Annotated in this window: 28 protein-coding genes; 16 read left to right on the forward strand and 12 right to left on the reverse strand. The window is 68.2% G+C overall.

Annotation, left to right across the window (positions count from 1 at the left end; all coding sequences use genetic code 11):
* Positions 1 to 165: 165 nt before the first annotated feature.
* Positions 166 to 1,737, reverse strand: coding sequence for a class I adenylate-forming enzyme family protein (locus ACMUOY_RS10550; RefSeq protein ID WP_413892678.1), 1,572 nt, complete (start codon positions 1,735 to 1,737; stop codon positions 166 to 168).
* An 84-nt stretch (positions 1,738 to 1,821) separates the two neighbouring features.
* On the opposite strand from ACMUOY_RS10550, the gene ACMUOY_RS10555 reads away from it, so the two are divergent.
* Entirely contained in the window at positions 1,822 to 2,526 is a 705-nt protein-coding gene (locus ACMUOY_RS10555) for a response regulator (RefSeq protein WP_413892679.1), read from the forward strand.
* A gap of 4 nt (positions 2,527 to 2,530) precedes the next feature.
* Positions 2,531 to 3,778 carry an ATP-binding protein gene (locus tag ACMUOY_RS10560; protein ID WP_413892680.1) on the forward strand — a complete coding sequence of 416 codons (1,248 nt, stop codon included), beginning with the start codon at positions 2,531 to 2,533 and terminating at the stop codon, positions 3,776 to 3,778.
* A 34-nt stretch (positions 3,779 to 3,812) separates the two neighbouring features.
* On the opposite strand, the gene ACMUOY_RS10565 is transcribed toward ACMUOY_RS10560, so the two are convergent.
* From ACMUOY_RS10565 to ACMUOY_RS10615, 11 genes are all read right to left on the reverse strand, one after another.
* Entirely contained in the window at positions 3,813 to 4,793 is a 981-nt protein-coding gene (locus tag ACMUOY_RS10565; protein WP_413892681.1) for a glycosyltransferase, read from the reverse strand.
* A gap of 23 nt (positions 4,794 to 4,816) precedes the next feature.
* On the reverse strand, positions 4,817 to 6,076 hold the full coding sequence (locus ACMUOY_RS10570) for an O-antigen ligase family protein (RefSeq protein WP_413892682.1): 1,260 nt from the start codon (positions 6,074 to 6,076) through the stop codon (positions 4,817 to 4,819).
* 2 nt (positions 6,077 to 6,078) lie between these two features.
* Positions 6,079 to 6,876, reverse strand: a complete 798-nt coding sequence (locus ACMUOY_RS10575; protein WP_413892683.1) for a glycosyltransferase family 2 protein — start codon at positions 6,874 to 6,876, stop codon at positions 6,079 to 6,081.
* Positions 6,863 to 7,801, reverse strand: a complete 939-nt coding sequence (locus tag ACMUOY_RS10580) for a glycosyltransferase family 2 protein (protein ID WP_413892684.1) — start codon at positions 7,799 to 7,801, stop codon at positions 6,863 to 6,865. The genes ACMUOY_RS10575 and ACMUOY_RS10580 overlap by 14 nt, the downstream gene beginning before the upstream one ends.
* A gap of 71 nt (positions 7,802 to 7,872) precedes the next feature.
* Positions 7,873 to 8,079, reverse strand: a complete 207-nt coding sequence (locus ACMUOY_RS10585) for a zinc-finger domain-containing protein (RefSeq protein WP_413892685.1) — start codon at positions 8,077 to 8,079, stop codon at positions 7,873 to 7,875.
* 64 nt (positions 8,080 to 8,143) lie between these two features.
* The gene (locus ACMUOY_RS10590) at positions 8,144 to 9,082 is read right to left on the reverse strand and encodes a branched-chain amino acid transaminase (RefSeq protein WP_413892686.1); all 939 of its coding nucleotides are present in this window, start codon (positions 9,080 to 9,082) and stop codon (positions 8,144 to 8,146) included.
* 42 nt (positions 9,083 to 9,124) lie between these two features.
* Complete coding sequence (locus ACMUOY_RS10595) at positions 9,125 to 9,556, reverse strand: glycerate kinase (RefSeq protein WP_413892687.1); 432 nt, start codon at positions 9,554 to 9,556, stop codon at positions 9,125 to 9,127.
* A 62-nt stretch (positions 9,557 to 9,618) separates the two neighbouring features.
* A complete protein-coding gene (gene radA / locus ACMUOY_RS10600; RefSeq protein ID WP_413892688.1) occupies positions 9,619 to 10,998 on the reverse strand; it encodes a DNA repair protein RadA in 1,380 nt (459 codons plus the stop codon).
* Positions 10,999 to 11,032: 34 nt separating this feature from the next.
* A complete protein-coding gene (locus ACMUOY_RS10605; RefSeq protein WP_413892689.1) occupies positions 11,033 to 12,091 on the reverse strand; it encodes an NAD(P)H-dependent flavin oxidoreductase in 1,059 nt (352 codons plus the stop codon).
* Positions 12,092 to 12,181: 90 nt separating this feature from the next.
* A complete protein-coding gene (locus ACMUOY_RS10610) occupies positions 12,182 to 12,586 on the reverse strand; it encodes a DUF2752 domain-containing protein (protein WP_413892690.1) in 405 nt (134 codons plus the stop codon).
* Entirely contained in the window at positions 12,567 to 13,139 is a 573-nt protein-coding gene (locus ACMUOY_RS10615; RefSeq protein WP_413892691.1) for a hypothetical protein, read from the reverse strand. Before ACMUOY_RS10615 ends, ACMUOY_RS10610 begins: the two co-directional genes overlap by 20 nt.
* A gap of 170 nt (positions 13,140 to 13,309) precedes the next feature.
* Between ACMUOY_RS10615 and hpaR the strand changes: the two genes are divergently transcribed.
* The 14 genes from hpaR to ACMUOY_RS10685 all read left to right on the forward strand — a co-directional run bounded on the left by hpaR (position 13,310) and on the right by ACMUOY_RS10685 (position 26,433).
* Positions 13,310 to 13,798, forward strand: a complete 489-nt coding sequence (gene hpaR / locus ACMUOY_RS10620) for a homoprotocatechuate degradation operon regulator HpaR (RefSeq protein WP_413892692.1) — start codon at positions 13,310 to 13,312, stop codon at positions 13,796 to 13,798.
* Positions 13,795 to 14,520 (forward strand): fumarylacetoacetate hydrolase family protein, encoded by a 726-nt coding sequence (locus tag ACMUOY_RS10625; RefSeq protein WP_413892693.1) that lies wholly within the window; start codon positions 13,795 to 13,797, stop codon positions 14,518 to 14,520. The genes hpaR and ACMUOY_RS10625 overlap by 4 nt, the downstream gene beginning before the upstream one ends.
* Complete coding sequence (locus ACMUOY_RS10630; protein WP_413892694.1) at positions 14,517 to 15,293, forward strand: fumarylacetoacetate hydrolase family protein; 777 nt, start codon at positions 14,517 to 14,519, stop codon at positions 15,291 to 15,293. Before ACMUOY_RS10625 ends, ACMUOY_RS10630 begins: the two co-directional genes overlap by 4 nt.
* Before the next feature lie 105 nt (positions 15,294 to 15,398).
* Entirely contained in the window at positions 15,399 to 16,868 is a 1,470-nt protein-coding gene (gene hpaE / locus ACMUOY_RS10635; RefSeq protein ID WP_413892695.1) for a 5-carboxymethyl-2-hydroxymuconate semialdehyde dehydrogenase, read from the forward strand.
* A 9-nt stretch (positions 16,869 to 16,877) separates the two neighbouring features.
* Positions 16,878 to 17,813: a carbon-nitrogen hydrolase family protein gene (locus ACMUOY_RS10640; RefSeq protein WP_413892696.1), complete on the forward strand. Its 936-nt coding sequence runs from the start codon at positions 16,878 to 16,880 to the stop codon at positions 17,811 to 17,813.
* 39 nt (positions 17,814 to 17,852) lie between these two features.
* Positions 17,853 to 18,851, forward strand: coding sequence for a tripartite tricarboxylate transporter substrate binding protein (locus ACMUOY_RS10645; protein WP_413892697.1), 999 nt, complete (start codon positions 17,853 to 17,855; stop codon positions 18,849 to 18,851).
* Positions 18,852 to 18,868: 17 nt separating this feature from the next.
* Positions 18,869 to 19,795 carry a 3,4-dihydroxyphenylacetate 2,3-dioxygenase gene (hpaD, locus tag ACMUOY_RS10650; protein ID WP_413892698.1) on the forward strand — a complete coding sequence of 309 codons (927 nt, stop codon included), beginning with the start codon at positions 18,869 to 18,871 and terminating at the stop codon, positions 19,793 to 19,795.
* A gap of 16 nt (positions 19,796 to 19,811) precedes the next feature.
* Positions 19,812 to 20,273, forward strand: a complete 462-nt coding sequence (locus ACMUOY_RS10655) for a 5-carboxymethyl-2-hydroxymuconate isomerase (RefSeq protein WP_413892699.1) — start codon at positions 19,812 to 19,814, stop codon at positions 20,271 to 20,273.
* Positions 20,266 to 21,081 (forward strand): 2-oxo-hept-4-ene-1,7-dioate hydratase, encoded by an 816-nt coding sequence (hpaH, locus tag ACMUOY_RS10660; protein WP_413892700.1) that lies wholly within the window; start codon positions 20,266 to 20,268, stop codon positions 21,079 to 21,081. Before ACMUOY_RS10655 ends, hpaH begins: the two co-directional genes overlap by 8 nt.
* A 30-nt stretch (positions 21,082 to 21,111) precedes the next feature.
* A complete protein-coding gene (locus tag ACMUOY_RS10665) occupies positions 21,112 to 21,927 on the forward strand; it encodes an aldolase/citrate lyase family protein (protein WP_413892701.1) in 816 nt (271 codons plus the stop codon).
* A 28-nt stretch (positions 21,928 to 21,955) separates the two neighbouring features.
* Positions 21,956 to 23,686, forward strand: a complete 1,731-nt coding sequence (ilvD, locus tag ACMUOY_RS10670; protein ID WP_413892702.1) for a dihydroxy-acid dehydratase — start codon at positions 21,956 to 21,958, stop codon at positions 23,684 to 23,686.
* 35 nt (positions 23,687 to 23,721) lie between these two features.
* The gene (locus ACMUOY_RS10675) at positions 23,722 to 24,507 is read left to right on the forward strand and encodes a class II aldolase/adducin family protein (protein ID WP_413892703.1); all 786 of its coding nucleotides are present in this window, start codon (positions 23,722 to 23,724) and stop codon (positions 24,505 to 24,507) included.
* A gap of 40 nt (positions 24,508 to 24,547) precedes the next feature.
* Positions 24,548 to 25,528, forward strand: coding sequence for a 2-dehydropantoate 2-reductase (locus ACMUOY_RS10680; protein ID WP_413892704.1), 981 nt, complete (start codon positions 24,548 to 24,550; stop codon positions 25,526 to 25,528).
* Positions 25,528 to 26,433, forward strand: a complete 906-nt coding sequence (locus ACMUOY_RS10685) for a DMT family transporter (RefSeq protein WP_413892705.1) — start codon at positions 25,528 to 25,530, stop codon at positions 26,431 to 26,433. Before ACMUOY_RS10680 ends, ACMUOY_RS10685 begins: the two co-directional genes overlap by 1 nt.
* Positions 26,434 to 26,450 lie beyond the last annotated feature (17 nt).

Below are 26,450 nucleotides of genomic sequence, written 5' to 3' on the forward strand. Positions count from 1 at the left end.
CAATCCGCTTCAGAAAGCACGCCCTCTCGCCTGACCTCCATCAGAATGTTGCGTGCCACCCGAAACAGAAGAGAACCTAAAAACCGCCCAATCCCGGCGCTGCAAGGTCATGAGTCGCTACATTTATTGAAGCACTCAGTGCGTTGAGCGTTAGGCAAGCCCGGATCAGGCGGCCGCGTCCGGCCCGAGCTGGCGCGCCAGCACCGCCTTCTGCACCTTGCCCAGCGCGGTGCGGGGCAGCGCGTCCACGCAGACCCAGCGGCGCGGCAGCTTGTAGCGGGCGATACGCCCACCCAGGAATTCGGACAGCACAAACTCCCAATTCGATAGCGTCTCCTGACCATTTGACGAAGGGTTTGTGGCATTTTGATGCTTAAAAACGACCACCGCGACCAGTTTTTCGCCCCATTGGGCGTCCGGCAGGCCCAGCACGGCGCAGTCCGCCACCAGTGGATGGCTGGCCAGCAGGTGTTCGATCTCGGCCGGGTAGATGTTCTCGCCGCCTGAAATGACCATGTCCTTGGCCCGCCCCACCACGGTGTAGCTGCCGTCGGCCGCCTGGCGCGCGAGATCGCCGCTGTGGAACCAGCCCTCGGGGTCCACCGCGGGCTGGTCGGGCCAGTAGTGGCGCACCACGTTCGGCGCGCGCAGCCACAGCTCGCCCACACCGTCGCGCGCGTCGGCCAGCCTCACCTCCACCCCGCGCGCCGGCCAGCCGCAGGCGCCCGCGTGGCTGGCAGCGTGCGCGGGGGTAAGGGCGATGGAGAACGGCCCGGTCTCTGTGGCGCCATAGACGTTGCACAGCGGCACACCACGCGCCAGGAAGGCGTCCACCAGGGCCGCCGGCAAGGTGCTGGAGCCCGCCCAGACGGCGCGCAGGCCCGACAGGTCGGTCGCGTCCCAGGCCGGGTGTTCGATCAGCGCCTTCATCGTGGCCGGCACCTGCAGCGTGAGCGTGGGGCGGTCCCGGTTGATGGCATCCAGCGTGGCACCCGCGTCGAAGCGGGCGTGCAGCAGCACCGCGGCGCCGACGTACAGCGCCGGCAGCGTCTGGATGCACAGGCCTCCGACGTGAAACAGCGGCAGCACGGTCAGCACCTGGTCGGCCGCCGTCAGCACCTGCGCCTCGCTGGCGGCCACCATGTTGGCCAGCAGGTTGGCCTGGGTGTGCACCGCACCTTTGGGCCGCCCGGTGGTGCCCGAGGTGTAGACCAGCAGCGCGGGGGATTCGGGCGTGGCGTGGACAGGCGCGTCGCCGGGCGACGGGGTCGCGATCAGCGTGTCGATGGCGTGCGCAGGCAGACCGGCCGCTTGTGCCAGTGCCATTGCGGCCTGCGCCCATGCCGCATCGTGCAGCACGCAGCGCGGGGTGCAGTCGGCCAGCACCGCCTGCCACTCCGCGCTGGCCAGGCGAAAGTTCAGCGGCACCAGCAGGGCGCCGATGCGCGCCAGCGCGAACAGCAGGGTGATCTGGTCCGGATGGTTCAGGCCGAGCCAGGCCACGCGGTCGCCGGGTCGCACCCCCCATTCGTGCCACAGGCGCGCGGCGGCACGGGCCGTGCGGCGCGCCAGCTTGCCATAGCTGACATCACGGCCTTCGAAGCGCATCGCCAGCGCCTGCGGGCGGCTGCGGGCGTGTTGCAGCAGGACATCGTCCAGCGTGCGCAGACCCGGCGGCAGGGGCGAAATGGCCGGTGGTCGGCCAGCGGGCGGATCGGGGGGCAAGTTGGGGCTCATTTACTCAACTTTACCGCTGCTTCAAGGCTGCGCAGCCGCGGCGGCGCACGATGCAACCATGCCTGCCCTGATTACACTGCGCCCATGAGCTCCCGCCTGCTGATGATCGAAGACGACGGCCGCCTGGCCCGGATGGTCGGTGAATACCTGGTCGAGTCGGGCTTTGCCTTTGCCCACGCCGCCGACGGCCTGAGCGGCCTGGCCCGTCTGCAGGAAGAGGCGCCCGACCTGGTCATCCTCGACCTGATGCTGCCCGACATCGACGGGCTCGACGTCTGCCGCCGCATCCGCGCCTTGCCCGGCGACGGCGCGCGCACGCCGATCCTGATGCTGACCGCCAAGGGCGACCCGATGGACCGCATCGTCGGCCTGGAGCTGGGCGCCGACGACTACCTGCCCAAACCCTTCGAGCCGCGCGAGCTGCTGGCGCGCATCCGCGCCGTGCTGCGCCGGCACCACGAGGGGCCGTCAGCCGCCGCCCAGGCCCTGCGTTTCGGCTCGCTGGAGATCGACCGCGACGCGCGCACGGTGAGCGTGCGGGGCGCGGCCTGCGAGCTGACGTCCTACCAGTTCGACCTGCTGGTGGCGCTGGCCGAGCGCGCCGGCCGGGTGCTGACCCGGGACCAGATCATGGAAGCGGTACGCGGCCGCGAGCTCGAAGCCTTCGACCGCTCGATCGACGTGCACATGGGCCGCATCCGCGCGGCCATCGAGGACGACGTGAAAGCCCCCAAGCGCATCCTGACGGTGCGTGGCGTGGGGTACGTCTTTGCGCGGCAGCAAGACTAGAGGTATGTCGCTCTTTTCTGCCTTCTCCCGCCGGCTGTACCTGCGCATCTGGCTGGCCGTGGTGGCCGGTGTGGCGGTGCTGACGCTGGTGGTGGGCTGGGCCTGGCGGGTGGCGGCCGACTACAACACCCCACCGCCCACGCCGAGAGAAATCCTGGTGCGCAACGCGGCCGGCGACTTGATCGGCACCGCGAGCGCCATGCCCGCTCACCGGGCCGGCCTGGGGATGGGCCTGGTGTTCGACGTGACGCTGGCCGACGGCCAGCAACTGCTGTTGCAAATGCCGCCGCGCCAGCACCGGATGGGCGGCGGCGGGCCGCCACCGGCCCCCCCGCCTTACTGGACACGGCCGCCCTACGGTTTTTTCTGGTTGTTGGCCGTGGTCAGCCTGGCCGTGGCGCTGGGGGTCTACCCCATCGTGCGGCGGCTGACGCAGCGCCTCGAAACCTTGCAGCGGGGCGTGCAGCGCTGGGGCGATGGCGACCTGTCGGCCCGCGTGCCCGTCAACGGCGAAGACGAGGTCGCCGACCTTTCGGCACGCTTCAATGCCGCAGCCGAACGCATTGAGGCGCTGATGGCCACCCAGACGCAGTTGCTGGCCTCGCAGAAATCCCTGCTGGCCAACGCCTCGCACGAACTGCGCTCGCCGCTGACCCGCATCCGCATGGGCATGGAGCTGATGGGATCCCAGCCGGGGCCCACGTTTCGCGAAGAGATCTCGCGCAACATTGCCGAGCTGGACCAGCTGATCGATGAAATCCTGCTGGCCAGTCGGCTCGATGCCCGCGAGGCCGACATGGGCACCGTGGAGTCCATCGACCTGCTGGGTCTGGTGGTGGAGGAAAGCGCACGGGCTGGCGCCGAGCTGGAACTGGCCGAGGGCGTGGACAGCCTGCTCGTGCCTGGTGTGGCCAAGCTGTTGCGCCGGCTGGTGCGCAACCTGCTGGAAAACGCGCGTCGCTATGGCGGCGCAGCCGGCGCGCACGGCATCACCGTGATGGTCGGGCGCGAGGGCGCCCAGGCCTTGCTGCAGGTCTGCGACCGCGGCCCGGGCGTGCCACCCGAGCAGCGCGAGCGCATCTTTGAGCCCTTCTACCGGCTGCCAGGCGCCAGCGAGCGCGAAGGCGGTGTCGGTCTGGGCCTGGCGCTGGTCAAGTCCATCGCCGAGCGGCACGGCGGCTCGGTGCGCTGCGAGGCGCGCGAAGGCGGCGGGGCCTGCTTCACGGTCAGGCTGCCGCGCTCAGTGTCCTGAACCTTTGCCGCCCTGGATGCGCGGCCCGGCGCTGTCAGCGCAGCCAGGGCAGCGCCTTGGCACTGGCCGTCATGGCCGGCGGCCTGGCATGCAGGGTTTCACCGTCCAGAATCCGCTGGTAAATCTGCAGATAGCCGCCGGCCATGGCGGCGGCGCTGAAATGTCGCGTCGCCTGCTCGTGGCAGGCCCGTGCATCGAAACCGCCCTGACGCACGGCGTCGGCCAGTTCGCCACGGCCGGCCGACAGAACCCCGCACGCTGGAGGCACCAGTTCGGGCAGGGCGCCGTAGGGGGTGGCATAGACCGGACAGCCGAAATACAGGCTCTCGATCACCGCCAGCCCGAAGGGTTCGTGCCAGAGCACCGGAAAAATCAGCCCGCGTGAACCCTGGAGCAGATCCAGCTTGACCTGCCCGCCCACCATGCCTGCAAAGCTCACCCGCCGCGACCAGGTGAATCGAAAGCCGCGCTTGATGTTCAGACGGGTGCCGCCCAGCACCATCAGGTCAACGCCGGCATCGCCGGCCACGTCGATGGCGCCCTGCACATTCTTCACGCGCCAGGCGGCCTTTCCCAAAAAGTGGCAGTACGGCCGGGGCCGCTCGAAGTCGACCGGGCCATAGGCCTCCCAGTCCAGGCCGTTGTAGACGTACTCGGTGGAGCCGTGGCGCCCGGCGTGGTTGCGCGAGACAAACACCGTGTTCAGCGGCAGGGGTGCGTGCTCCGGCGAGTTGCCGTGCTGCGTCATCAGGTAGGGCCGCTCCAGCGTGGCCAGATCCGGCGGGTTGAACTGGAAATGCACCAGGTCCACATCGGCCGGAATCTGCTCGGCCCACCGGACGCCCTCGCGGATGGCCAGCACCTGTGCAAAGTCGCAGTGCGAGCCCTGCGGCACCAGGTAGCTGACCCGGTGCCCGAGGCGCACCAGGCTCTTGCCGAGGTCCCAGATCACCCGCTCCGTGCCGCCATAGGCAAACACGGGAATGGGCGCGTGATTGACGAACAGGATGTGCATGCGCGGCGGGATTGCAACAGGCCTCAGGCCACCGGCGCAGGCTCCGGCCCACCCGCTCGGGCGCCGGCGCCGATCAGGATCACGGCCACGCTGAGCGACAGCATGATGGCGTAGAAGTTGTGCGCCATGTTCACATTGCTCAGGCCAGCCGTGGCGTGCATGAACAGCACGCCCTGCATCTGGCGTGACGCAACAGGATCAACGCGCCGCAGCCGCCAGGCGCTCGCGCCCAGGCCCGCCAACACGGTCAGTGTGGAAGCCAGTCCGATCAGGCCGCCGTCCATGGCCGCGTGCAGGTACTGGTTGTGCACGTGGCCCACATTGCGCACTTCCTGGAATCGTGCACGTTGATCGAGCGGCAAATCCAGGCCCGCGGACTTGATCCGTTTCAAGCGTTCACGCCCACCGATGCCGATCCAGGGTGATTCCTGAAAGCTTTGCCAACCCAGACGCCAGAGATACATCCTGGCGCCCATGGACGAGCTGTAGTTACCCTCGTTTACCGCCTGTACGGTTTCGTGCCAGCCCTTGCGAAGTCGCAAGGGATCCACGGGCGACGATACTGCCACGGCCACAATGGCCGCGCAAAGAAGACCTGCCATACCAATGCGGCTGGCGGATACCTGACGGTGGTGACTTCGCCACGAAGTGACGAGCAACCAACAGGTCCAAACCATGATGCCATAGGCGCCACGCGACTGGCTTGTCAAAATGCCGCCCAGGCCCGCCACGATGCACACACCATAAACCACTCGATGCCTGGCGGGAACTGCTCGGTCCAACATGAATGGCAGCACGATGCATAGAAGCAAGCTCGTGGCCACCGCCCAAGGAATCGGATTCGAGGGTACTGAATGCCTGTCGTGCCCCGATGCGATCACACCAAATGCCGCTACACACGCCAACGCGACTACAGGCAGCGTCAGCGCCCGCCATCGCTCGGCGCCCGGCAAATGCCGGACAAGCTGATGCGTCGCAACCGCCGCCAGCAGCAGCCGGAACTCCGCATGCAAGGTGTCCGGACGATCCGGCCAGATCAGCGCCACGATGACCGCCAGAGCAGCTGCAAGCGCACAGGCAATCAACCATGCCTTGCTCGCCGACGCACGGTCATCCGTCGCAGACGGTGCCCTGAAAAATGCCACCAGACCGGCCATGCAAAGGAGCAGCCACGCCGCACCCGCAATCTTCGTGTTGGTCGGGGACAGGGCGATGCCGATGCCGAGCACGGCGATCCAGAGCTCCTTCGGATAGGTGCGCCAGCTGGCTGCCGTAGTTCCCATCGTCAGCGCCCCACGTCCGTTGTCAGGCGATCCCGGTCGTAATGCAGGGCCGCATAGCGGAAGAAGCACTCCAGCGCAATGAAAAAGCAGAACAGGAATCCGGGCCCGCCGCCCGTGAAGCCAAGGCGCAGGATGTACAGGCGGATGAAGATCGCCAGTCCCGAGGCCAGTCCGCGCACCACGCCGCCCTGCTTGCCCTGCGCCGCGCGCTTGGCCGCGCCCAGCATGGCGTACTGCGTCAGCTTGTTCAGACTGCCGTGGATCGACTGGCGCGAGAAGTGGCGCAGCCTCGAGCGCATCACGTGCCGCGGCGCAGCGGGCTCTGTCAGCACCGCGTGTTCATGCACCGCGCCTTCAAACTGCACGATCATGTCTCGGCGAAACAGACGCTCCAGACTGGACTGCGACAGAAAGTACGTCAGCTCCTTGCCATAGGCCACCACGCCCCATTCGATTTTCCAGACGGCGCGCGCCCCCGATCGCACGGCGGCCTGGATCTCCGCCTGCAAGGCCGCGGTGATCTCTTCGTCCGCGTCCAGAAAGAAGACGTAGTCGCCGGTGGCGTGCGCCAGCAGGCGGTTGCGCTGCACGGCAAAGCCCTGCCAGTCGGGGTAGACGAAGGTCTTCGCGCCCAGGCCACGGGAAATGGACACCGTGTCGTCCGTGCTGCCACTGTCCACCACGATGACTTCGTCGGCAAACGCCGCACTGCGCAGGCAGCGACCGATCTGGTGGGCCTCGTTCTTGGCCAGTACCGCGACCGTGAGGGTCGGCGGGGGGGAGAGGTCAAGCTTGGACATGGGCGGATCCTGTTCGGGCGGGCTCTGCGCGCCGCTGTTGGGCCAATGCTTCCATCTTCAATGCCCGCAGGCCCCGGAACCGGCCCCAGGCCCGGGCCAGATGCCGCGGCGACGGCAGCAGGATGCGCGCCAGCACATTCAGCACCGACGCCGCCAGCACCCGGCGGCGCAGCCATCGGGCGGCTTCGGGCCCCTGGTGTTTCCAGACGAAGAGAACCTTCGACTGGGCATGGTGAAAGCCCCGCCCATATTCCGCGAGCCAGGGGCGGGTGCCTTTGACGGAGCCGCGCGACAGATGGGTCACGCGCACTGTCGGCAGCACCAGGATCTGGCCCCGCGCGTGGAACACGCGCAGGCAGAGGTCCTCGTCCTCGTAGTAGAGAAAAAACAGCGGATCGAAAAAGCCGAGCGGCGCCAGGCGCGCCATGCGGATCAGCATCACCGCCGCGCAGGCATACCCTACGTTGAGCACGCCGGTGGCTTCGCCGGTCTTCGGCGACCAGGCGTCGCGCGGCCAGCTGTAGTTCACCTGCAGCTGCCCCGAGGCCTCCGTGAGCTGGGGGACGGCCAGGGTTGCCTGCGGCCAGTCGTGCATCGCCTGCACCAGCGCCGCGATCTGAGCGGCGTCGATCAGGCAATCGGGGTTGAGCAGCAAGGCGAATTCCGTCTGCACCGCGGCCAGCGCCGCGTTGTTGGCCACGCCATAGCCCTGGTTGGCAGGCATGACGATCAACCGGGCCGACGGCATCGCCGCGCGCACCCGCGCGCAGCTGTCGTCCGCACTGGCGTTGTCCACCACGATGACGTGGGGAACGCCGGCCAGGCCTGACGCCAGTGCCGCGACGCAATGGGCGCTGTTGTAGGTCACGGTCAGCACCGTGACGCGCTGCAGGGCATCACGCACCGCGTCATCCGGATGGGTCATGGGCAGATGCCGGTCCGAGACCTGCGTCACTCAGGCGGGTCTGCCGTCGCAGGCCGCACGGCTCGGGGAGCTCAATGGGCGTGTCCGACGGTCTCGCCCGCCTTCAGGCGGTACACCGTGCCGCAATACGGGCACTTGGCTTCGCCGGTCCGGGCCACGTCCAGGTACACCTTGGGGTGGCTGTTCCAGAGCTTCATGTCCGCAGCCGGGTTCGGGCAGTACACGCCGCCGTTGTGGTTCAGGTCCTTGGCCAGGAGTTCAATGGTCTGCTTCGTCATATCTACCTTTCATCCGTGAAAGGCCGAAACCCGTCGCTCCAGCGAAGGGCCGGCCCGCAAAACCTCAAACCTTGCTCAGCCAGTGGGCGTATTTCGGGTTGCGGCCGTTGACGATGTCGAAGAACGCGCTCTGGATCTTCTCGGTGATCGGCCCGCGCGATCCGCTACCCAGTTCCACGCGGTCAAGTTCGCGGATCGGCGTCACCTCGGCTGCGGTGCCCGTGAAGAAGGCCTCGTCGGCGATGTAGACCTCGTCGCGGGTGATGCGTTTTTGCACCAGCTCCAGGCCAAGGTCCTTGCAGATGTGCAGCACCGTGTTGCGCGTGATGCCATTGAGTGCGCCGGCCGACAGGTCGGGGGTGTAGACGACGCCGTCCTTGATCACGAAAATGTTCTCGCCCGCGCCCTCGCTGACGAAGCCGGTCGAGTCCAGCAGCAGGGCCTCGTCATAGCCATCGTCCAGCGCCTCCATGTTGGCCAGGATCGAGTTGGTGTAGTTGCTCACGGCTTTGGCCTGGGTCATGGTGATGTTGACGTGGTGCCGCGTGTAGCTGGAGGTCTTGACGCGGATGCCGCGCCGCATGCCCTCTTCGCCCAGGTAGGCGCCCCAGGCCCAGGCCGCGACCATCAGGTGGATCGTGTTGCCCTTGGGGCTCACACCGAGTTTTTGCGAGCCGATCCAGGTCAGCGGGCGCAGGTAGCAGCTCTCCAGCTTGTTCTCGCGCACCACGGCCTTTTGCGCTTCCATCACCTCGTCCATCGTGAACGGGATCTTCATGCGCAGGATCTTGGCGCTGTTGAACAGGCGCTGGGTGTGCTCTTCAAGCCGGAAGATCGCCGTGCCATTGACCGTGTTGTAGGCTCGAACGCCTTCGAACGCGCCGCAGCCGTAGTGCAGGGTGTGGGTCAGCACGTGGATTTTGGCGTCGCGCCAGTCAACCATCTGGCCGTCCATCCAGATCTTGCCGTCGCGGTCGGCCATGGAAGGGGGAAGTGCGCTCATGAGTGGGTCCTTTGGATTGCGGGTCCTGGCAAAAAAGGGATTTTACGGCGCGGGCGGCGCTTCACCGGGTGCCGGGTCGGGCTCCGGACTCGGGCGAAGCAGGGTCCATCCCACCAGCTTGCCGCCCCGGAACTCGCAAGTGACCTGCGAGTCGCCGCCATCGGTCCACCGGTAGAACTCGGGTTGCTCGTCTTTCGGGCTCTGCAGCGCACCCAGGGACCGGGTCATCGCGATCACGTGCATCAAGGTCATGCCCTTGCGCAGCTTGGCGTTCAGCATGACCGCGCTGGCCACAAACCCGATCGGTCGGTCGGCGGCGCGCTTGAGGATGGTGAGCAGCCGCGTGTAGTGCAGCAGCACCCACATCATCAGGCCGCCCCCGACCAGCGCCACCCCCTGCCAGCCGTAGGATCGCCACGCCCCGCCCAGCAGCAACAGGCACACGACGGGGACAAAGATTTTCTGCAAATTCATGGCCCGGATTGTCCTATGGCCCGCCTGCGACTTGAATACGGAGACTGCGTAGGCGCCCGTCGTCAGCCGAGGCCGCGCACCAGTTCCATCGCGTCCTCGATCCGCTCGACCGGGTGGATCGTCAGGCCCTCAAAAGCCTTGTCGTTCTTCTTCGGCAGATTCGCCTTGGGCACCACCGCGACGGAAAACCCCAGTTTGGCGGCCTCTTTCAGCCGCTCCTGGCCTCTTGGTGCGGGCCGCACCTCACCGGCCAGCCCCACCTCGCCAAAGGCGATGAAGCCCTTGGGCAGCGCCTTGCCGCGCAGGCTCGACGTGATCGCCAGCATCACCGCCAGGTCGGCCGCCGGCTCGCTGATGCGCACACCGCCCACGGCGTTGACAAACACGTCCTGGTCCATGCAGTTCACGCCCGCGTGGCGGTGCAGCACTGCCAGCAGCATGGCGAGCCGGTCGCGATCCAGCCCCACGCTCAGGCGTCGTGGACTCGGGCCGCCGGTGTCCACCAGCGCCTGGATTTCCACCAGCATCGGCCGCGTGCCCTCCAGCGTCACCATCACGCAGCTGCCGGGCACCGGCTCGCTGTGCTGGCTCAGAAAGATCGCGCTGGGGTTGCTCACGCCCTTGAGACCCCGCTCGGTCATCGCGAAGACACCGATCTCGTTCACCGCACCAAAGCGGTTCTTGATGGCGCGCACCAGCCGGAAGCTGCTGTGCGTGTCGCCTTCGAAGTACAGCACCGTGTCCACCATGTGCTCCAGCACGCGCGGACCGGCCAGCGCACCCTCCTTGGTCACATGGCCGACCAGGACCACCGCCACGCCGCTGGCCTTGGCCGCGCGGGTCAGATGCGCCGCACATTCGCGCACCTGCGCCACCGAACCCGGTGCGGAGGTCAGCTGGTCGGAGTACACCGTCTGGATCGAGTCGATCACGGCGATGTCCGGTTTCGCCGCGTCCAGCATGTGAAGAATCTTTTCGAGCTGGATCTCCGCCAGCACCTGCACCTGCGAGCCATCCAGCCCCAGCCGGCGTGCCCTCAGCGCGACCTGCGCGCCGCTCTCCTCGCCGGTGACGTAGAGCGTCTTTTGTCCGCTGCGCTGCAGCGAATCCAGCGCCTGCAGCAACAGCGTCGACTTGCCGATGCCGGGGTCGCCACCGATCAGCACCACGCCACCCTCGACGATGCCGCCGCCCAGCACGCGGTCCAGCTCATCCTGCCCGGTCGGGGTGCGTTCAAAATCGCTGGCCTCGATCTCGCCCAGGGTGGCCACCTCGGCGGTCCTGGCCAATGAGGCAAAGCGGTTGTTGCGGGTGGACGCCACCGGTTCGGCCACGGACTCGATCAGCGAGTTCCAGGCCCCGCAGGCCGGGCACTTGCCGAGCCACTTGGCGCTGGTGCCGCCGCAGTCGTTGCAGACGAAGATCGTTTTTTCCTTGGCCATGCGGCAAGCCTACCACCCGCCCGGGCGGCGCGCCTCACCCACGGCGCCGGTCAAAACCCTGGGCCAGCGAGCGCGTCACTTCGGCGGCGTCCACCGGCCGGCAGCCGCTGGCATTCTGACCTGACCACAGAGGAGAAAAATCACCCATGCCTTGCTGCTCGCCCCAGGCGCGCAGCGGCGCCATCGCGGCCGTGGCCAGTGGGAAAGCCGGTGCGGCCGCGCTCATGACACCCAGTTCGCGCATCACCCGGTTGACGATGCCGCGCGCCGGGCGGCCGGTGAAGACGTTGGTCAGCGCGGTGTGGCGGGCGGCGTCGCTTTGCAGCGCGACACGGTGGATCGGGCTGGTGGTGGCCTCCGTGCACAGCAGGTAGGCCGTGCCGACCTGCACGCCCGCGGCGCCCAGCGCCATGGCGGCCGCCACGCCGGCCGCGTCCGTGATGCCGCCGGCGGCGATGACCGGCACGTTCACGGCGCCCAGGATCTGGGGCAACAGCGCCAAGGTGCCCATCTGGGTCGTCACGTCGTCCGTCAGGAACATGCCGCGGTGGCCGCCGGCTTCCAGCCCCTGGGCAATGATGGCATCGGCGCCATGGGCCTCCAGCCACAGGGCCTCCTCCACCGTGGTGGCCGACGACAGCACCCGGGCGCCCCAGGCTTTGACCCGCTGCACCAGCGCGGGTGCGGGCAGCCCGAAATGAAAGCTGACCACGGCGGGACGGAATGCTTCAAGCAGATCGGCCGCCTCCGCGGTGAAAGGCACGCGCCCCGCGCCGGCGGGAACCACCGTGTTATCCAGCCCGGCTTCGGCGTAGAACGGGGCCAGCGCCACGCGCCAGGTGGCCTCGCGGGTGACGTCTGGAACCGGTGGGGTATGGCAGAAGAAGTTGACGTTGAAGGGCCGCTGCGTGCCGGAGCGCAGAGTCTGCAGTTCGGCACGCAGCACCTGCGGCGTGAGCATGGCTGCAGGTAGTGAACCCAGTGCGCCGCCATTCGAGACCGCAAGGGCCAGCGCGCTGCCCTGCACGCCCGCCATGGGCGCCTGGATCAGCGGTAGATCGATGCCCAGCAAAGCACCCAAGTTGGTTGTCATTCAGATTCCTTTGAGTCAGTCTGAAAGTGAAGCGGTTGCGGCGAACCGGAGCGCTCGGCGTGCCGGATTGCCACGGTCGAGGCCATCCGCCTACAGCACTCCCGCCAGGCGCAACGCCCAGCTGCCGATCAGGAACAACCCGCCCGCCTTCCACAAGGCTGGACCGATCCGCCATCGGGTCACCCGGCGTCCCGTCCAGGCTTCCCAGGCCAGCTGAGCCGCACGGGCCGCAGCGATGACAAACAGTGGCATCAAGCCCGGATTGGCCTGCCACGCCACCATCAGGTCGCCCTGCGCCAACGCGGCGCAGGCATGCGTGCCACCGCATAGCGGGCAGGGCTGCCCGGTGAGGTGGCGGAAACCGCACAGCGGCACGCCCGTGGCCAGCAGCAGCGGCGCGACGCCCAGCGCCAGCGGCCAGCCCAGCAGCGGTACAGCCCGCCAACCACGCTCAGCGCGGGTCAGCTGCGTCGCGTCAGGCCCGTGTGATGGCAAGCGGGCCTCCGTCCGTGATCTGCCTGGCCATGTGATAGAAGCCGATCATGCCGATGGGCAGGGTGAGGAAGATGCCGACGCCGCAGAGGAGCGCACCCAGCGAGCCCACGATGCTCAGCACCAGCGAGCAGATCACTGTGCCGAGCAAGTTGGCCTTCACCGCTTCGAAGGCCCGCTTGATGGCGTTGATGCCGTCTTTTTCGCCTGCCGCCACCAGGTACGCGGCCGTGGGCACCAGGCCGATGATCAGCAGGCCCGGCACGAAGCACAGCATGAAACCCACCGACACGATCAGACTGGACAGCAGCACCGCCAGCAAGGCCGGCACGAAGTCGTCAAAGCCTTTGAAGACGTCGGTGAACTCCACGGCCTCGCCACGTTCTTCTTTCTGGATCATGCGCATGTAGCCCACCACCATCGGGCCGGACAGGATGCCGGCGCTGACACCACCGACCACGCCGATCAGAACAACGGCCAGGATGTGGGCCACGGGGTTCTTCTTGAATCCGTCGATGCCGGCGGACAGACAGGAGCCGATGTCGGGAGCAGCCATGTTCAAACCTCGCTTTGAAAAAACAGGGAAGACCGGAACCCGTCCCCGCTGGCGCCGTGCGCCGACACACCTGCGAACACGGCAGCAAGGGGACAGTTGCCACTGTAACCGCATCGACCCGGGTTAACCCGCAGATTGAAGCACCCAAAATCATTTAATATATTAAATAAATGCCAGCCACCACTCCCTTCATCCACCGCAACCTGCCGCGCCTGCTGCTGCAGGCGCGCGAGGCCGTGATGCTGCACACCCGACCCAGTCTGCGCGGACAGGGCCTGTCGGACCAGCAGTGGCGTGTCTTGCGGGTGCTGGGCGAACACGCTGCAGACCCTGGCGGCCTGGAAACCGGGCGCGTGGCCCGCGAGGCGTACCTGCTCGGGCCCAGCCTGACCGGCGTGTTGACCCGCATGGAACGCGACGGCCTGATCAGTCGATGCCGCTGCCCGGACGATGCCCGGCGCACCGTGGTGCGCGCCACGGCGCAAGGGCTGGCCCTGGTGCAAACGCTGTCCCACACCATCGAGGCGCACTACGCCTGGGTCGAAAGCCAGCTGGGCAAGCCGAAGCTGAGCCAGCTCTATGCCCTGCTGGACGAACTGATTGCCCTGGAACAACCCGCCGACCTCGCCAGCGCCGCTGAACCGGACGCCGAAGAATGAACCCCTCTGCTGCACCTTTCCTGCCCGACGGCACCGTCTATGGCACGCTGCTGAACTTCCGCCACGAGCAAGCGCTATGGGCCGCGCGCGCCACCGAGCCGCCCTACAAGGCGCCGCCGCAGGCCCCGGTGTTGTTCATCAAGACCGCCAACACCTTCAGCGCCCAGGGCGCCGCCATTTCGCTGCCCGCGGACGTGCCGGAGGTGGAGGTGGGGGCTTCACTGGGCCTTGTCATCGCCAATTTTGAATCTCCTTTTTTGGCTCATCCCAGCGTGGAATGGTCACGTTCAGCTATTAATATTGAAGCATCTGCCGGACTGCCACGTGTGGCGGGCTGTGTGCTGCTGAACGACCTCTCGGTGCCTCACGCCAGCTACTACCGCCCGCCCGTCAAGTTCAAGTGCGTGGACGGCTTTCTGGGCATCGGGCCGCGCTGCGTGCCGCTGGCCGAGGTCGGCGACATCAACGCGCTGACGCTCGAAGTCCGTATCAACGGCGAGCTGCGCCAGACCGTCGAGTTCAGTGGTCTGGTGCGCCATGCCGCTACGCTGCTAGCCGACGTCAACGCCTTCATGACGCTGCAGCCCGGCGACATCCTGATGCTCGGCAGCGACTGCCTCGCCGACGGCACGCGCCCGCGTGCCCGCATGCGCGACCGCATCGAAATCTCCGCGACGGGCTTCGCGCCGCTGGTGAACACGCTGGTGGGAGAAGCAGCATGAAAAGAGCACGCATCGCCTGGGCCGGCGGCATTCACGACGCCGTTGAGGCCGACGGCCAGCTCGAACTGCTGACGCCCGCTTTCAAAGGCCGCCGCGTTGGCTTCGACGAGGTCGTCTGGCTGCCGCCGCTGGCGCCCATGTCGGCGCACCGCCCGCGCACCATCCTCGCGCTGGGCCTGAACTACGCCGACCACGCAAAGGAGCTCGCCTTCAAGGCACCCGAGGAGCCACTCGCCTTCGTCAAAGGCGAGGCCTCGCTCACCGGCCACCGCGGATTCACCGTGCGCCCGGCGGGTGTCAGCTACATGCACTATGAATGCGAACTCGCCGTGGTGATCGGCCAGACCGCCCGCAAGGTGAAAAGGGCCGACGCGTACGACTTCATCGCCGGCTACACCGTCGCCAACGACTACGCCATCCGCGACTACCTCGAAAACTGGTACCGCCCCAACCTGCGCGTGAAGAACCGCGACACCTGCACCCCGATCGGCCCCTGGCTGGTCGACGCGGCCGATGTGCCCGACCCGATGAACCTGGCCCTGCAGACGACCGTGAACGGCCAGGTCACCCAGTCCGGCCACACGCGCGACATGATCTTCGACGTACCCTCCCTGATCGAATACTTCAGCCGCTTCATGACGCTGCAGTCAGGCGACCTGATCCTCACCGGCACGCCCGACGGCGTGGTGGACTGCCGGCCGGGGGATGTGATCGTGACGCAGATCGAAGGGCTGGGAGCCCTCGAGAACACCATTGCCCATGTATCCGAATAAGCGGGGTCAGAGCCCGATTCCCCATATGCCGCAGATCTCAATCCACCCATTTGCCGGGGAATCGGGATCCGACCCCATTTATCCTGCATCACGCCCATCTGAACCATGAAAATCGACCACCTCATCAACGGCCAGCAGGTTGCCGGCAACGCCTATTTCGAAACCATCAACCCCGCCACGCAGCAGGTGCTGGCCGAGGTGGCCTCGGGTGGCGAGGCGGAAGTCCACGCCGCCGTCGCCGCCGCCAAGGCCGCGTTCCCGAAATGGGCCGGTACGCCGGCGCCTGAACGCGCCAAACTGATCCGAAAGCTCGGCGACCTGATCGCGAAGCACGTGCCCGAGATCGCCCAGCTGGAGACCAACGACTGCGGCCAGGTGATCGCCCAGACCGGAAAGCAGCTGATCCCGCGCGCGGCCGACAACTTCTATTACTTCGCCGAGATGTGCACCCGCGTGGACGGCCACACCTACCCCACACCCACGCACCTGAACTACACGCTGTTTCACCCGGTGGGGGTGTGCGCGCTCATCAGCCCCTGGAACGTGCCCTTCATGACGGCCACCTGGAAGGTCGCGCCCTGCCTGGCCTTCGGCAACACCGCGGTGCTGAAGATGAGCGAGCTCTCGCCGCTGACCGCCGCGCGCCTGGGCGAGCTGGCGCTGGAAGCCGGCATCCCCGCCGGCGTGCTGAACGTGGTGCACGGCTACGGGAAGGAAGCTGGCGAGCCCCTGTGCGCCCACCCGGACGTGCGCGCCATCAGCTTCACCGGGTCGACGGCCACCGGCAACCGCATCGTCAAGGCCGCGGGCCTGAAGAAGTTCAGCATGGAGCTCGGCGGCAAGAGCCCGTTCGTGATCTTCGATGACGCCGACCTGGACCGCGCGCTGGACGCCGCGATCTTCATGATCTTCTCCAACAACGGCGAGCGCTGCACCGCCGGCAGCCGCATCCTGGTGCAGCACAGCATCTATGCAGACTTCGTCGAAAAATTCGTGGACCGCGCCCGGCGCATCACCGTGGGCGACCCGCTGGACGAGAAGACCATCGTCGGCCCGATGATTTCGAAGGCCCACCTCGCCAAGGTGCGCAGCTACATCGAACTCGGCCCCAAGGAGGGCGCCACGTTGTTGTGCGGCGGCCTGGACCAGCCCCGCTACGCCGCCGAGCTGCCCGAGGCGGTCAAGCACGGCAACTTCGTCTGGCCGACCGTGTTTGCCGACGTGGACAACCGCATGCGCATCGCGCAGGAAGAAATCTTCGGCCCGGTGGCCTGCCTGATCCCGTTCAAGGACGAGGCCCACGCCATCGAGCTGGCCAACGACATTCAATACGGCCTGTCCAGCTACGTCTGGACCGAGAACCTGGGCCGCGCGCACCGTGTCGCTGCGGCCGTGGAGGCCGGCATGTGCTTCGTCAACAGCCAGAACGTGCGCGACCTGCGCCAGCCCTTCGGCGGCACCAAGGCCAGCGGCACCGGCCGCGAAGGCGGCACCTGGAGCTACGAGGTGTTCTGCGAGCCCAAGAACGTGGCCGTCTCGCTGGGCAGCCACCACATCCCCCACTGGGGTGTTTGAGGAGTCGCCATGAAACTGACCGCCGCCGTCGCCCAGACCGCCTCCGTCCTGCTGGACACGCCCGCCACCGTGGAGCGCGCGCTGGCGCTCATGGCGCAGGCCGCCGCCCAGGGCGCGCAACTCATCGTTTTCCCCGAGGCCTATCTCGGCGGCTACCCCAAGGGGGCGGACTTCCACATCTACCTGGGCGCGCGCACGCCGCAAGGCCGCGCCGAGTACAAGCTCTATTTTGAGGCGGCCGTCACGGTGGACGGGCCCGAGATCGCGCTGCTGGCCCAGGCCGCGGCGCAGCACCGCCTGTTTGTGGTGCTGGGCATCATCGAGCGCGACGGCGGCACGCTGTACTGCACCGTGGTCTATTTGGGGCCCGAGGGCCAGGTCCTGGGCAAGCACCGCAAGCTCATGCCGACCGCGCTGGAGCGCCTGGTCTGGGGCTTCGGCGACGGCTCCACGCTCAAGGCCGTGGACACGCCCTGGGGCAAGCTCGGCGCGGTGATCTGCTGGGAAAACTACATGCCGGCGCTGCGCCTGGCCATGTACCAGCAGCGCGTGACGATCTACTGCGCGCCCACGGCCGACGACCGCGACACCTGGGCATCGACCATGACGCACATCGCGCTGGAGGGCCGCTGCTTCGTGCTGTCGGCCTGCCAGCATCTGCGCCGCACGCAGTTTCCCGACGCGCAGATGCACAACGCCCTGCCCGAAGCGGCGGACGGCATGCTGATGCGCGGCGGCAGCCTGATCATCGACCCGCTGGGCCGCACGCTCGCCGGGCCGGTGTTCAACGAGGACGCGCTGCTCACGGCCGAACTCGATCTGGACCTCATCCCCCAGGCACAGATGGACTTCGACGCGGTGGGCCATTACGCCCGCCCGGACGTGTTCTCGCTGCAGGTCAACACCGCCCTCCAGCCGGCCGTGACACTCGGTGGCGGCGCCTGATGTCGCCGGTGCCAGCCCTCTTTTGAAAGACCGCCACCCATGACCCTGCCCTGTCATCCGCCGACCCGCCGCCGCCTGTTGCAGGCCGCTGGCGCGGTCACGGCACTCGCGGCCCTACCGGGTGCGCTGCACGCGCAAGCGGCCTGGCCCAACCGCCCCTTGCGCGTGGTGGTGCCCTTTCCGCCGGGCGGCACCACCGACTTCGTCACACGCCTGGTCTGCACCGAAGTGGCCAAGGCGCTGGGCCAGCCCATCGTGGTGGAAAACAAGCCCGGCGCGGGCACGGTGATCGGTGTGGACAACGTGGCCAAGTCCCCACCCGATGGCACCAGCTTCGTCACCGTGGCCAACAGCTTCGCCGCCAACGTCACCCTGGTGAAGAAGCTGCCGTACGACCCGCTGAAAGACCTGCGCCCGGTGGCGCTGATGGGCATGTCCGAACACGTGCTGGCCACGCACCCCGGCAGCGGCATCCGGAGCGTGGCCGACCTGCGCACCGCGGCGCGCAAGGGCGGCGGCACGCTGAGCTATGCCTCGTTCGGCAACGGCACCTCGGCCCACCTGTCGGGTGCCGCGCTGGCGCAGCAGATGGGGCTGGAGCTGGTGCATGTGCCGTACAAGGGCCAGGCCCCGGCGCTGACCGACCTGCTCGGCGGGCAGGTCACCCTGATGTTCGGCAACTGGCCCGAGTTCCGCGGCCACGTCCAGAGCGGCAAGCTGGTGGCCATCGGCATGGCCACGGCCAAGCGCTCGGCCTATGCGCCCGACATTCCCACCCTCACCGAACAGGGCGTGGCCATCGTGTCGAACTCGTGGAACGGCCTGCTGGCGCCCGGCGGCACCCCGGACGCCGTGGTGCAGCGCATGAACGCCGAGGTCAACCGCGCGCTGGCCAGCCCGCCCGTGGTGGAGGCCTTTCAGAAGGGCGGCATCGCCTCGCTGTCGGGCACGCCCGAGCAGTTCGCGGCCTTCATCCGCACCGAGATCGAGCACTACGCCGCGGTGATCCGCAAGGCCGGCATCACGCTGGACACCTGACAACCTGGAGACCAATCATGGGCAAACTTGCTCTCGCCGCCAAGATCACCCACGTGCCCTCGATGTACCTCAGCGAGCTCGACGGTCCGCGCCGGGGCACGCGGCGCGACGCCATCGACGGCCACATCGAGATCGGCCGGCGCTGCCGCGAGCTTGGGGTGGACACCATCGTGGTGTTCGACACGCACTGGCTGGTCAACGCCAACTACCACCTCAACTGCGCGCCGCACTTCAAGGGCCTGTACACCAGCAACGAGCTGCCGCACTTCATCAGCAACATGCCCTTCGAGTTCCCGGGCAACCCGGATCTGGGCCAGCTGCTGGCCAAAGTCTGCAACGAACACGGGGTAGAGACGCTGGCACATCACGCCACCACGCTGGCGCCCGAGTACGGCACGCTGGTGCCGATGCGCTACATGAACGCCGACCAGCATTTCAAGGTAATCTCGGTCTCGGCGCTGTGCACCGTGCACTACCTCAACGACAGCGCGCGCCTGGGCTGGGCGATGCGCCGCGCGATCGAGGAGCACTACGACGGCACGGTGGCCTTCTTCGCCAGCGGCTCGCTCTCGCACCGCTTTGCGCAGAACGGCCTGGCGCCCGAATACGCGTTCAAGATCTGGAGCCCGTTCCTGGAAAACCTGGACCGCCGCGTGCTGGAGATGTGGCAAGCCGGCGAGTGGAAGGACTTCTGCGAGATGCTGCCCGAGTACGCGAGCAAAGGCCACGGCGAAGGCTTCATGCACGACACCGCCATGCTGCTGGGCGCGCTGGGCTGGTCGGCCTACGACGGTGCGGCCGAGATCGTGACGCCTTACTTCGGCGCCTCGGGCACCGGGCAACTCAATGCCGTGTTCCCGATCACGCCGCAGGACGGGCACGCCATCCCGGCGGCGCAGGCCTCGCGGGCCGACGGTTACACCAGCGTGGCCACTCGCCTCTGAACACCACAAGGTCCCCATGCCCCACCTCGTCATCCTTTACACCGGCAACCTGGATGCCGAAACCGACATGACCGCGCTGTGCCGCAGCCTGGCCGACACCATGCTGGCGGCGCATGACGACGCCGGCAAGCCGGTGTTTCCGCCGGGCGGCACACGCGTTCTGGCCTATCCCGCGCCGCATTTCGCGGTGTCGGACGGGGGTGCCGCAGGCCGCGCGGCCGGTGGCGATTTCCGCGACCCAGGCGACTACGCCTTCGTGTACCTGAACCTGCGCATGGCCCACGGCCGCACACCGGCCACACACAAGCGCGTGGGCGATGCGCTGCTGATGGCCACCAAGGCGCACTTCCAGCCCTTGTTCGTGCGCCGCCACATTGGCGTGACGCTGCAGATCGACGAAGGCCACGAGGTCTTCGACGCCAAGCACAGCAACCTGCATCCGCTGTTCAAAAACCCAGCCTCTGAACCCCATGTTTGACGACACCCACATCCGCCAGCTCGCCGCCGAGCTGCACCAGTCCGAAAAAAGCCGCATGCAGGTCGAGCACTTCTCCAAGCGCTACCCCGGCATGGCCATCGAAGACGGCTACCGCATCAGCCGGGCCTGGATGGACCTCAAGCGCGCCGAAGGCCGCACCGTCATTGGCCACAAGATCGGCCTGACCTCGCGCGCCATGCAGCAGGCCAGCCAGATCACCGAGCCCGACTATGGCACCCTGCTGGACGACATGCTGTTCACCTGCACGCCCGGCCAGGTGCTCGACATCCCCACGGCGCGCTTCATCGCGCCGCGTGTGGAGGTGGAACTGGCCTTCGTGCTCAAGGCACCCTTGAAGGGCCCCGACGTGACGGTGGAGCAGGTGCTGGCCGCCACCGAGTACGTGACGCCCGCCATCGAGATCATCGACGCGCGCATCGAGCAGTTCGACCGCCACAGCAAAGTCATGCGCAAGGTCTACGACACCATCAGCGACAACGCCGCCAACGCGGGCATCGTGGTCGGCGGCGTCAGGGCCGATCCGCTCACGACCAACCTGCCCTGGTGCGGCGCCATCCTGCGCCAAAACGGCGTGGTGGAGGAGACGGGCCTGGCTGCCGGGGTGCAGGGCCACCCGGCCATCGGCATCGCCTGGCTGGCCAACAAGCTCGCGCCTTGGGGCGAATCGTTGCAGGCCGGGCAGATCGTGCTGGCCGGCTCGTTCACCCGGCCCGTGCCCGCACAGGCCGGCGATGCGTTCGACGCCGACTACGGCGCGCTCGGCCGCCTGCAGTTCCGCTTTGTCTGACCCCTTCCCCGACTTCCTTCGAGGCTCACCATGCAAACCCCCGCCAACCCCTTCAAGAACGCCCTCGTCCAGCGCCAGCCCCAGATCGGCCTGTGGCTCGGCCTGGCCAACGCCTACTGCGCCGAAATCTGCGCGGGCGCCGGCTTCGACTGGCTGCTGGTCGACGGCGAGCATGCACCCAACGGCCTGACCGACATCCTGGCGCAGCTGCAGGCGATTGCCGCCTACCCGGGCGCCCACGCGATCGCGCGGGTGCCGGTGGGCGAGGCCGCGCTGATCAAGCAATACCTAGACATCGGCGCGCAGACCCTCCTGGTGCCCATGGTGGACACGGCCGAGCAGGCCGCCGCGCTCGTCAAGGCCTGCCGCTACCCGCAGGACGACGGACGGGGCGGCATCCGCGGCATGGCCGGCGCGCGCGCCTCGCGCTGGGGGCGCTACCCGAACTACGCCAAGGAAGCCAACGACCGCGTGTGCCTACTGGTGCAGGCCGAGACCCGCACCGCGCTGCAGAACCTGGACGCCATCGCCGCCACGCCCGGCGTGGACGGCGTGTTCATCGGCCCGGCCGACCTGTCGGCCTCGCTGGGCCATGTGGGCGACCCCAACCACCCTGACGTGCAGGCCGCCATCGAAGACGCGATCGCGCGCATCCTCAAGGCCGGCAAGGCACCGGGCATCCTGACCAGCGACGAGGCACAGGCGCGCCGCTACCTGGACCTCGGCGCAGTGTTCGTCGCGGTGGGGCTGGACACCGGCATCCTGGTGCGCCAGACCAGCGCCCTGGCGGCCAAGTTCAAGCATGGCGTGGCCGCGGCACCGGCGACCAAGGGCGCCGTGTACTGAACCGCCGGCCACCCACCCGCGCACCCGCATGACCCGCCCCGCCAAGCCCGGCCGTTTCCGCTCGGCCACGATCTACGAAGGCACGCTGCGCGCCACCACGCGCAGCTTCCTGCACGCGCTGGGGCAGGACGACGAAGACATCGCCCGTCCCCACATCGGCGTGTTCCACACCGGCGGCGAGATGAGCCCCTGCAACCTGAACCTGCGCGAGCAGGCCCAGCACGCCAAGACCGGCATCTACGCGGCCGGCGGCACGCCGCACGAATGCCCGGTGGTGTCGGTGAGCGACGGGCTGACCATGGCGCACTCGGGCATGCGCTTCTCGCTGATCTCGCGCGAGCTGATCGCCGACAGCGTCGAGGCTTCGGTGCGCGGCCACCAGTGGGACGGTATCTTCGGCCTGGGCGCCTGCGACAAAAACCTGCCAGGCCTGATGATGGGCATGGTGCGCTGCAATGTGCCCAGTGTGTTCGTGCACGGCGGCTCCGCCCTGCCCGGCCAGCGCCCGGGGCCGGACGGTGCCGACCTCAACGTGGTGGACACCTACGAGACCATCGGCAAGCTGCTCGCCGGCGACGCCACCCTGGATGAACTTGACGCCGTGACCCGCGCCTGCCTGCCGTCTGCGGGCGCCTGCGCCGGCCAGTTCACGGCCAACACCATGGGCATGGTCAGCGAAGCGCTGGGCCTGGCGCCGATCGGCTCCAGCACGGTGCCGGCCGTGTTCAGCGAGCGCGCACCGCTGCTGCGCAAGGCGGGCAAGGCGTTGATGGCTGCCGTCATGGGCGATGCCCCGCTGCCGCGCGACATCGTGACGCGCCAGGCGCTGGAAAACGCCTGCGCCGTGGTCTCGGCCACCGGCGGCTCGACCAACGCCGCGCTGCACATCCCGGCCATCGCGCACGAGGCGGGCATCCCCTTCCACCTGGACGACGTGGCCGCCGTGTTCGCGCGCACGCCGCTGATTGCCGACCTGAAACCCGGTGGCAAATACCTGGCGCGCGACGTGTACTACATCGGCGGCGCGGGCGTGATCCTGCGCGAGCTGCTGCACAAAGGCCACCTGCACGGCGATGCGCTCACGTACACCGGCCGCACGCTGGCCGAGGAACTCACCGGCGCCCCTGCTCCCGACGGCCGCGTGGTGCGTGCCGTGGAAGAGGCGCTGAGCCGCGACGGCGGGCTGGCCGTGCTCAAAGGCAACCTGTGCCCCGACGGTGCGCTGCTCAAGACGGCCGGCCTGAAGACCCTGGTGCACCGGGGCCCGGCGCGCGTGTTCGAGTCCGAGGAAGCCGCCCAGGCCGCCGTGCAGGCGATGGACTACCAGCCTGGCGACGTGCTGGTGATCCGCAACGAGGGCCCCAAGGGCGGCCCCGGCATGCGCGAGATGCTGGGCATCACCGCGCTGCTCTATGGCCAGGGCATGGGCGACCAGGTGGCGCTGCTGACCGACGGGCGCTTCTCCGGTGCCACGCGCGGGCTGTGCATCGGCTACGCCGGCCCGGAAGCCGCCGACGGCGGGCCGATTGCCGCGCTGCGTGACGGCGACCTGATCACCATCGACGCGCGGCCCGAGGCGCGCTGCATCAGCGTGGAGCTGACGGACGCCGAGCTGCGCCAGCGGCTGGCCCAACGCGCCGCGCCTTCGGCGGCACCGCTGGGCGGCCTGCTGGAGAAATACGCCTTGACCGTGCGGCCCAGCCACCAAGGCGCCGTCACCCATTCCGGGGCCGTCACCTGGCTTCGCGACGCGAGCTGACGCGCCACCCCACACCACCCACCCGAGGAGACCCGATGTCCGCCGTCCTGAAAGCCGCCCCCCAGCCCCTGTCTGCCCTGCACCCCGACGAGCGCGCCGCGCGCGTGCGCCTGGCCGCCTGCTACCGCGTCTTTGCGATGCTGGGCTGGACCGAGATGATCTACAACCACATCACGGTGCGACTGCCCGCGAGCGTGAGCGGCCCGGAGAAACAGTTCCTGATCAACCCCTTCGGCCTGCACTACAGCGAAGTCACCGCCAGCAACCTGGTCAAGATCAACCTGGCCGGCGACGTGCTCGACGGCTCGCATCACCCGGTGAACCCCGCCGGCTACACGCTGCACAGCACCATCCACGGCGGCATCGAGGGCGCGCACTGCGTGATGCACACCCACACCACCGCCGGTGTGGCCGTGGCCTCGCTGCAAGGCGGCCTGAGCCAGAGCAACTTCTACTCGGCCCAGCTGCACGACATGGTGGCCTACCACCCCTTCGAAGGCATCACCATCCACGCTGAGGAAGGCCCGCGCGTGCTGGCCAGCATGGGCAATAAACCCGCGGTGATCCTGCGCAACCACGGCCTGCTGAGCTGGGGCCAGACGCTGGAGCAGGCCTTTGCCATCCTCTGGACGCTGCAGCGCGCCTGCGAGATCCAGATGGCCACCCTCAGCATGGGCGCGGCCATCCCCGTGCCCGAGGCGATCGCCGCCAAATGCACGCGCGACGCGCTGCAGTTCAACCCCGCCCACGGCGCCGGGCGCGACGTGTTCGACGCGCTGGTGCGGCAGGTGGACCGGATCGATGACAGTTATAAAAATTGATAGCAAACCATGACCATTCCACGCTGGGATGGGGCAAAAAATGATCAAAAACATCACGATTTATGGCGCTGGCGCCATCGGCGGCTGGCTCGGAGCCCGCCTGGCGGGCGTGGGCTGCTCGGTGAGCGTGGTGGCGCGCGGCGCCACGCTGGCAGCGCTGCAACAGAATGGCCTGCAACTGGTGGAGGCCGACGGCAGCACCACCCACGCCGTGCGCGCCAGCAGCGACCCGGCGGCGCTGGGCGTGCAGGACCTGGTGGTCATCGCTGTCAAGGCGCCGGCGCTGCTGGAGGTGGCGCGCCACATCGCCCCGCTGATCGGGCCCGACACCGTGGTGCTCACGGCCATGAACGGCGTGCCCTGGTGGTTCTTTGAGGGCTTCGGCGGCGCGCTGGCCGGCACGGCGCTGCAGGCGGTGGACCCCACCGGCGAGATCGCCCGCGCGATTCCTGCGCGCCACGTCATCGGCTGCGTGGTGCACGCGAGCTGCGCGGTGAATGCGCGGGGCGTGATCCGCCACCACTTCGGCAACGGGCTGATCATTGGCGAGCCCTCGGGTGCCGACAGCCCGCGCGTGCAGGCGCTGGCCGCGCTGCTGCAGCGCGCCGGCTTTGCGGCCACCGTGTCGCCGCAGATCCAGAAGGACATCTGGTTCAAGCTCTGGGGCAACATGACCGTCAACCCCATCAGCGCCTTCACCGGCGCCACCACCGACCGCATCCTGAACGACGACCTGGTGCGCGGCTTCGTCAGCGCGGTGATGCTGGAGGCCAAGGAAATCGGCGCGCGCATCGGCATTCCCATCGACCAGCAGCCCGAAGACCGCCACGCCGTCACGCGCAAGCTCGGTGCGTTCAAGACCTCGATGCTGCAGGACGTGGAAGCCGGCAAGCCGGTGGAGCTGGACGCACTGGTCACCGTGGTGCGCGAGCTGGGCCAGAAGACCGGCGTGCCCACCCCCTTCACCGACGCGCTGCTGGGCCTGGCGCGGGTGCACGCGCAGGTGCATGGGCTGTATTGATGACCCCACCCACCCGCAAACTCTCCGGCACCGCCTTTGCCACGCTGCTGCTGATCGCCCTGATGATGGGCGCCAACCACGTGGCCGCGCGCCTGGCCTTCAACCACGGGGTGGACGTGGCCACGGCGGTGACCTTCCGCAGCGCCGTCACCGCGCTGGCGCTGGCCGGGTTGCTGCTGGCGCAACGCGTGCCGATCAGGTTCACGGCGCGCCACCGGCGTGCCTTGCCGGCCATCGGCCTGCTGATCGGCATCCAGAGCCTGTGCCTGTATTCGGCGGTGGCCCGTTTGCCCGTGGCGCTGGCCCTGCTGGCCTTCAACACCTACCCGCTGTGGACGGCGCTGTGGGCGCGCCTGTTCTACCGCCACCGCCCGGAGCGCGCGGTACTCGTGGCCATGCCAGTGATGCTGGTGGGCCTGGCGCTGGCGCTGGACGTGTTCGGCGCCGCCTCGGGCCTGGGCGCGGCCGGCCAGTGGGGGCGCATCGGCGCGGGCGTGGCCTTTGCGCTGACGGCAGCCGCCACCTTCGGCGTGGCGCTGGTGATCACGCAGCACGAAGCCAGCGACCTGGACGGCCGCGTGCGCACCTGCTCCACGATGAGCATCGTCGGTGTGCTGGCGCTGGCGGCGGTGGGTTACCAGGGCGGCTTTCACTTCCCCACCGCCGTGCCAGGCTGGTGGGGCCTGGCGGCGCTGACCTTCCTCTACGGCACCGCCTTCACCATCATGTTCACCGTGCTGCCCAAGCTGGGCGTGGTGGGCAACTCCGCCATCATGAACGTGGAACCCGTCTTCGCCCTGGTGCTGGCCTGGGCCATCCTGGGCCAGACCATTGCGCCGGTGCAGGTGGTGGGGGCGCTGGTGGTGGTGGGGACCGTGGTCTGGCTGGGCATGCGGAGGCGGTGAGGAGGCGACTGCAAGCG

The organism is Candidatus Skiveiella danica (assembly GCF_022705245.1).
Lineage (GTDB): Bacteria > Pseudomonadota > Gammaproteobacteria > Burkholderiales > Burkholderiaceae_C > Skiveiella > Skiveiella danica.

What these genes read in the sequence shown, in the direction of transcription:
- ACMUOY_RS10590 (WP_413892686.1), bottom strand. Translation starts at nt 9,082, where the DNA reads ATGAGCGCACTTCCCCCTTCCATGGCCGACCGCGACGGCAAGATCTGG.
- ACMUOY_RS10605 (WP_413892689.1), bottom strand. Translation starts at nt 12,091, where the DNA reads ATGACAACCAACTTGGGTGCTTTGCTGGGCATCGATCTACCGCTGATC.
- ACMUOY_RS10580 (WP_413892684.1), bottom strand. Translation starts at nt 7,801, where the DNA reads ATGACCCATCCGGATGACGCGGTGCGTGATGCCCTGCAGCGCGTCACG.
- ACMUOY_RS10615 (WP_413892691.1), bottom strand. Translation starts at nt 13,139, where the DNA reads ATGGCTGCTCCCGACATCGGCTCCTGTCTGTCCGCCGGCATCGACGGA.
- ACMUOY_RS10645 (WP_413892697.1), top strand. Translation starts at nt 17,853, where the DNA reads ATGACCCTGCCCTGTCATCCGCCGACCCGCCGCCGCCTGTTGCAGGCC.
- ilvD (WP_413892702.1), top strand. Translation starts at nt 21,956, where the DNA reads ATGACCCGCCCCGCCAAGCCCGGCCGTTTCCGCTCGGCCACGATCTAC.
- ACMUOY_RS10675 (WP_413892703.1), top strand. Translation starts at nt 23,722, where the DNA reads ATGTCCGCCGTCCTGAAAGCCGCCCCCCAGCCCCTGTCTGCCCTGCAC.
- ACMUOY_RS10585 (WP_413892685.1), bottom strand. Translation starts at nt 8,079, where the DNA reads ATGACGAAGCAGACCATTGAACTCCTGGCCAAGGACCTGAACCACAAC.
- hpaD (WP_413892698.1), top strand. Translation starts at nt 18,869, where the DNA reads ATGGGCAAACTTGCTCTCGCCGCCAAGATCACCCACGTGCCCTCGATG.
- ACMUOY_RS10595 (WP_413892687.1), bottom strand. Translation starts at nt 9,556, where the DNA reads ATGAATTTGCAGAAAATCTTTGTCCCCGTCGTGTGCCTGTTGCTGCTG.
- ACMUOY_RS10570 (WP_413892682.1), bottom strand. Translation starts at nt 6,076, where the DNA reads ATGGGAACTACGGCAGCCAGCTGGCGCACCTATCCGAAGGAGCTCTGG.
- ACMUOY_RS10575 (WP_413892683.1), bottom strand. Translation starts at nt 6,876, where the DNA reads ATGTCCAAGCTTGACCTCTCCCCCCCGCCGACCCTCACGGTCGCGGTA.
- radA (WP_413892688.1), bottom strand. Translation starts at nt 10,998, where the DNA reads ATGGCCAAGGAAAAAACGATCTTCGTCTGCAACGACTGCGGCGGCACC.
- ACMUOY_RS10555 (WP_413892679.1), top strand. Translation starts at nt 1,822, where the DNA reads ATGAGCTCCCGCCTGCTGATGATCGAAGACGACGGCCGCCTGGCCCGG.
- hpaE (WP_413892695.1), top strand. Translation starts at nt 15,399, where the DNA reads ATGAAAATCGACCACCTCATCAACGGCCAGCAGGTTGCCGGCAACGCC.
- ACMUOY_RS10625 (WP_413892693.1), top strand. Translation starts at nt 13,795, where the DNA reads ATGAACCCCTCTGCTGCACCTTTCCTGCCCGACGGCACCGTCTATGGC.
- ACMUOY_RS10630 (WP_413892694.1), top strand. Translation starts at nt 14,517, where the DNA reads ATGAAAAGAGCACGCATCGCCTGGGCCGGCGGCATTCACGACGCCGTT.
- hpaR (WP_413892692.1), top strand. Translation starts at nt 13,310, where the DNA reads ATGCCAGCCACCACTCCCTTCATCCACCGCAACCTGCCGCGCCTGCTG.
- ACMUOY_RS10640 (WP_413892696.1), top strand. Translation starts at nt 16,878, where the DNA reads ATGAAACTGACCGCCGCCGTCGCCCAGACCGCCTCCGTCCTGCTGGAC.
- ACMUOY_RS10680 (WP_413892704.1), top strand. Translation starts at nt 24,548, where the DNA reads ATGATCAAAAACATCACGATTTATGGCGCTGGCGCCATCGGCGGCTGG.
- hpaH (WP_413892700.1), top strand. Translation starts at nt 20,266, where the DNA reads ATGTTTGACGACACCCACATCCGCCAGCTCGCCGCCGAGCTGCACCAG.
- ACMUOY_RS10665 (WP_413892701.1), top strand. Translation starts at nt 21,112, where the DNA reads ATGCAAACCCCCGCCAACCCCTTCAAGAACGCCCTCGTCCAGCGCCAG.
- ACMUOY_RS10685 (WP_413892705.1), top strand. Translation starts at nt 25,528, where the DNA reads ATGACCCCACCCACCCGCAAACTCTCCGGCACCGCCTTTGCCACGCTG.
- ACMUOY_RS10565 (WP_413892681.1), bottom strand. Translation starts at nt 4,793, where the DNA reads ATGCACATCCTGTTCGTCAATCACGCGCCCATTCCCGTGTTTGCCTAT.
- ACMUOY_RS10655 (WP_413892699.1), top strand. Translation starts at nt 19,812, where the DNA reads ATGCCCCACCTCGTCATCCTTTACACCGGCAACCTGGATGCCGAAACC.
- ACMUOY_RS10550 (WP_413892678.1), bottom strand. Translation starts at nt 1,737, where the DNA reads ATGAGCCCCAACTTGCCCCCCGATCCGCCCGCTGGCCGACCACCGGCC.
- ACMUOY_RS10560 (WP_413892680.1), top strand. Translation starts at nt 2,531, where the DNA reads ATGTCGCTCTTTTCTGCCTTCTCCCGCCGGCTGTACCTGCGCATCTGG.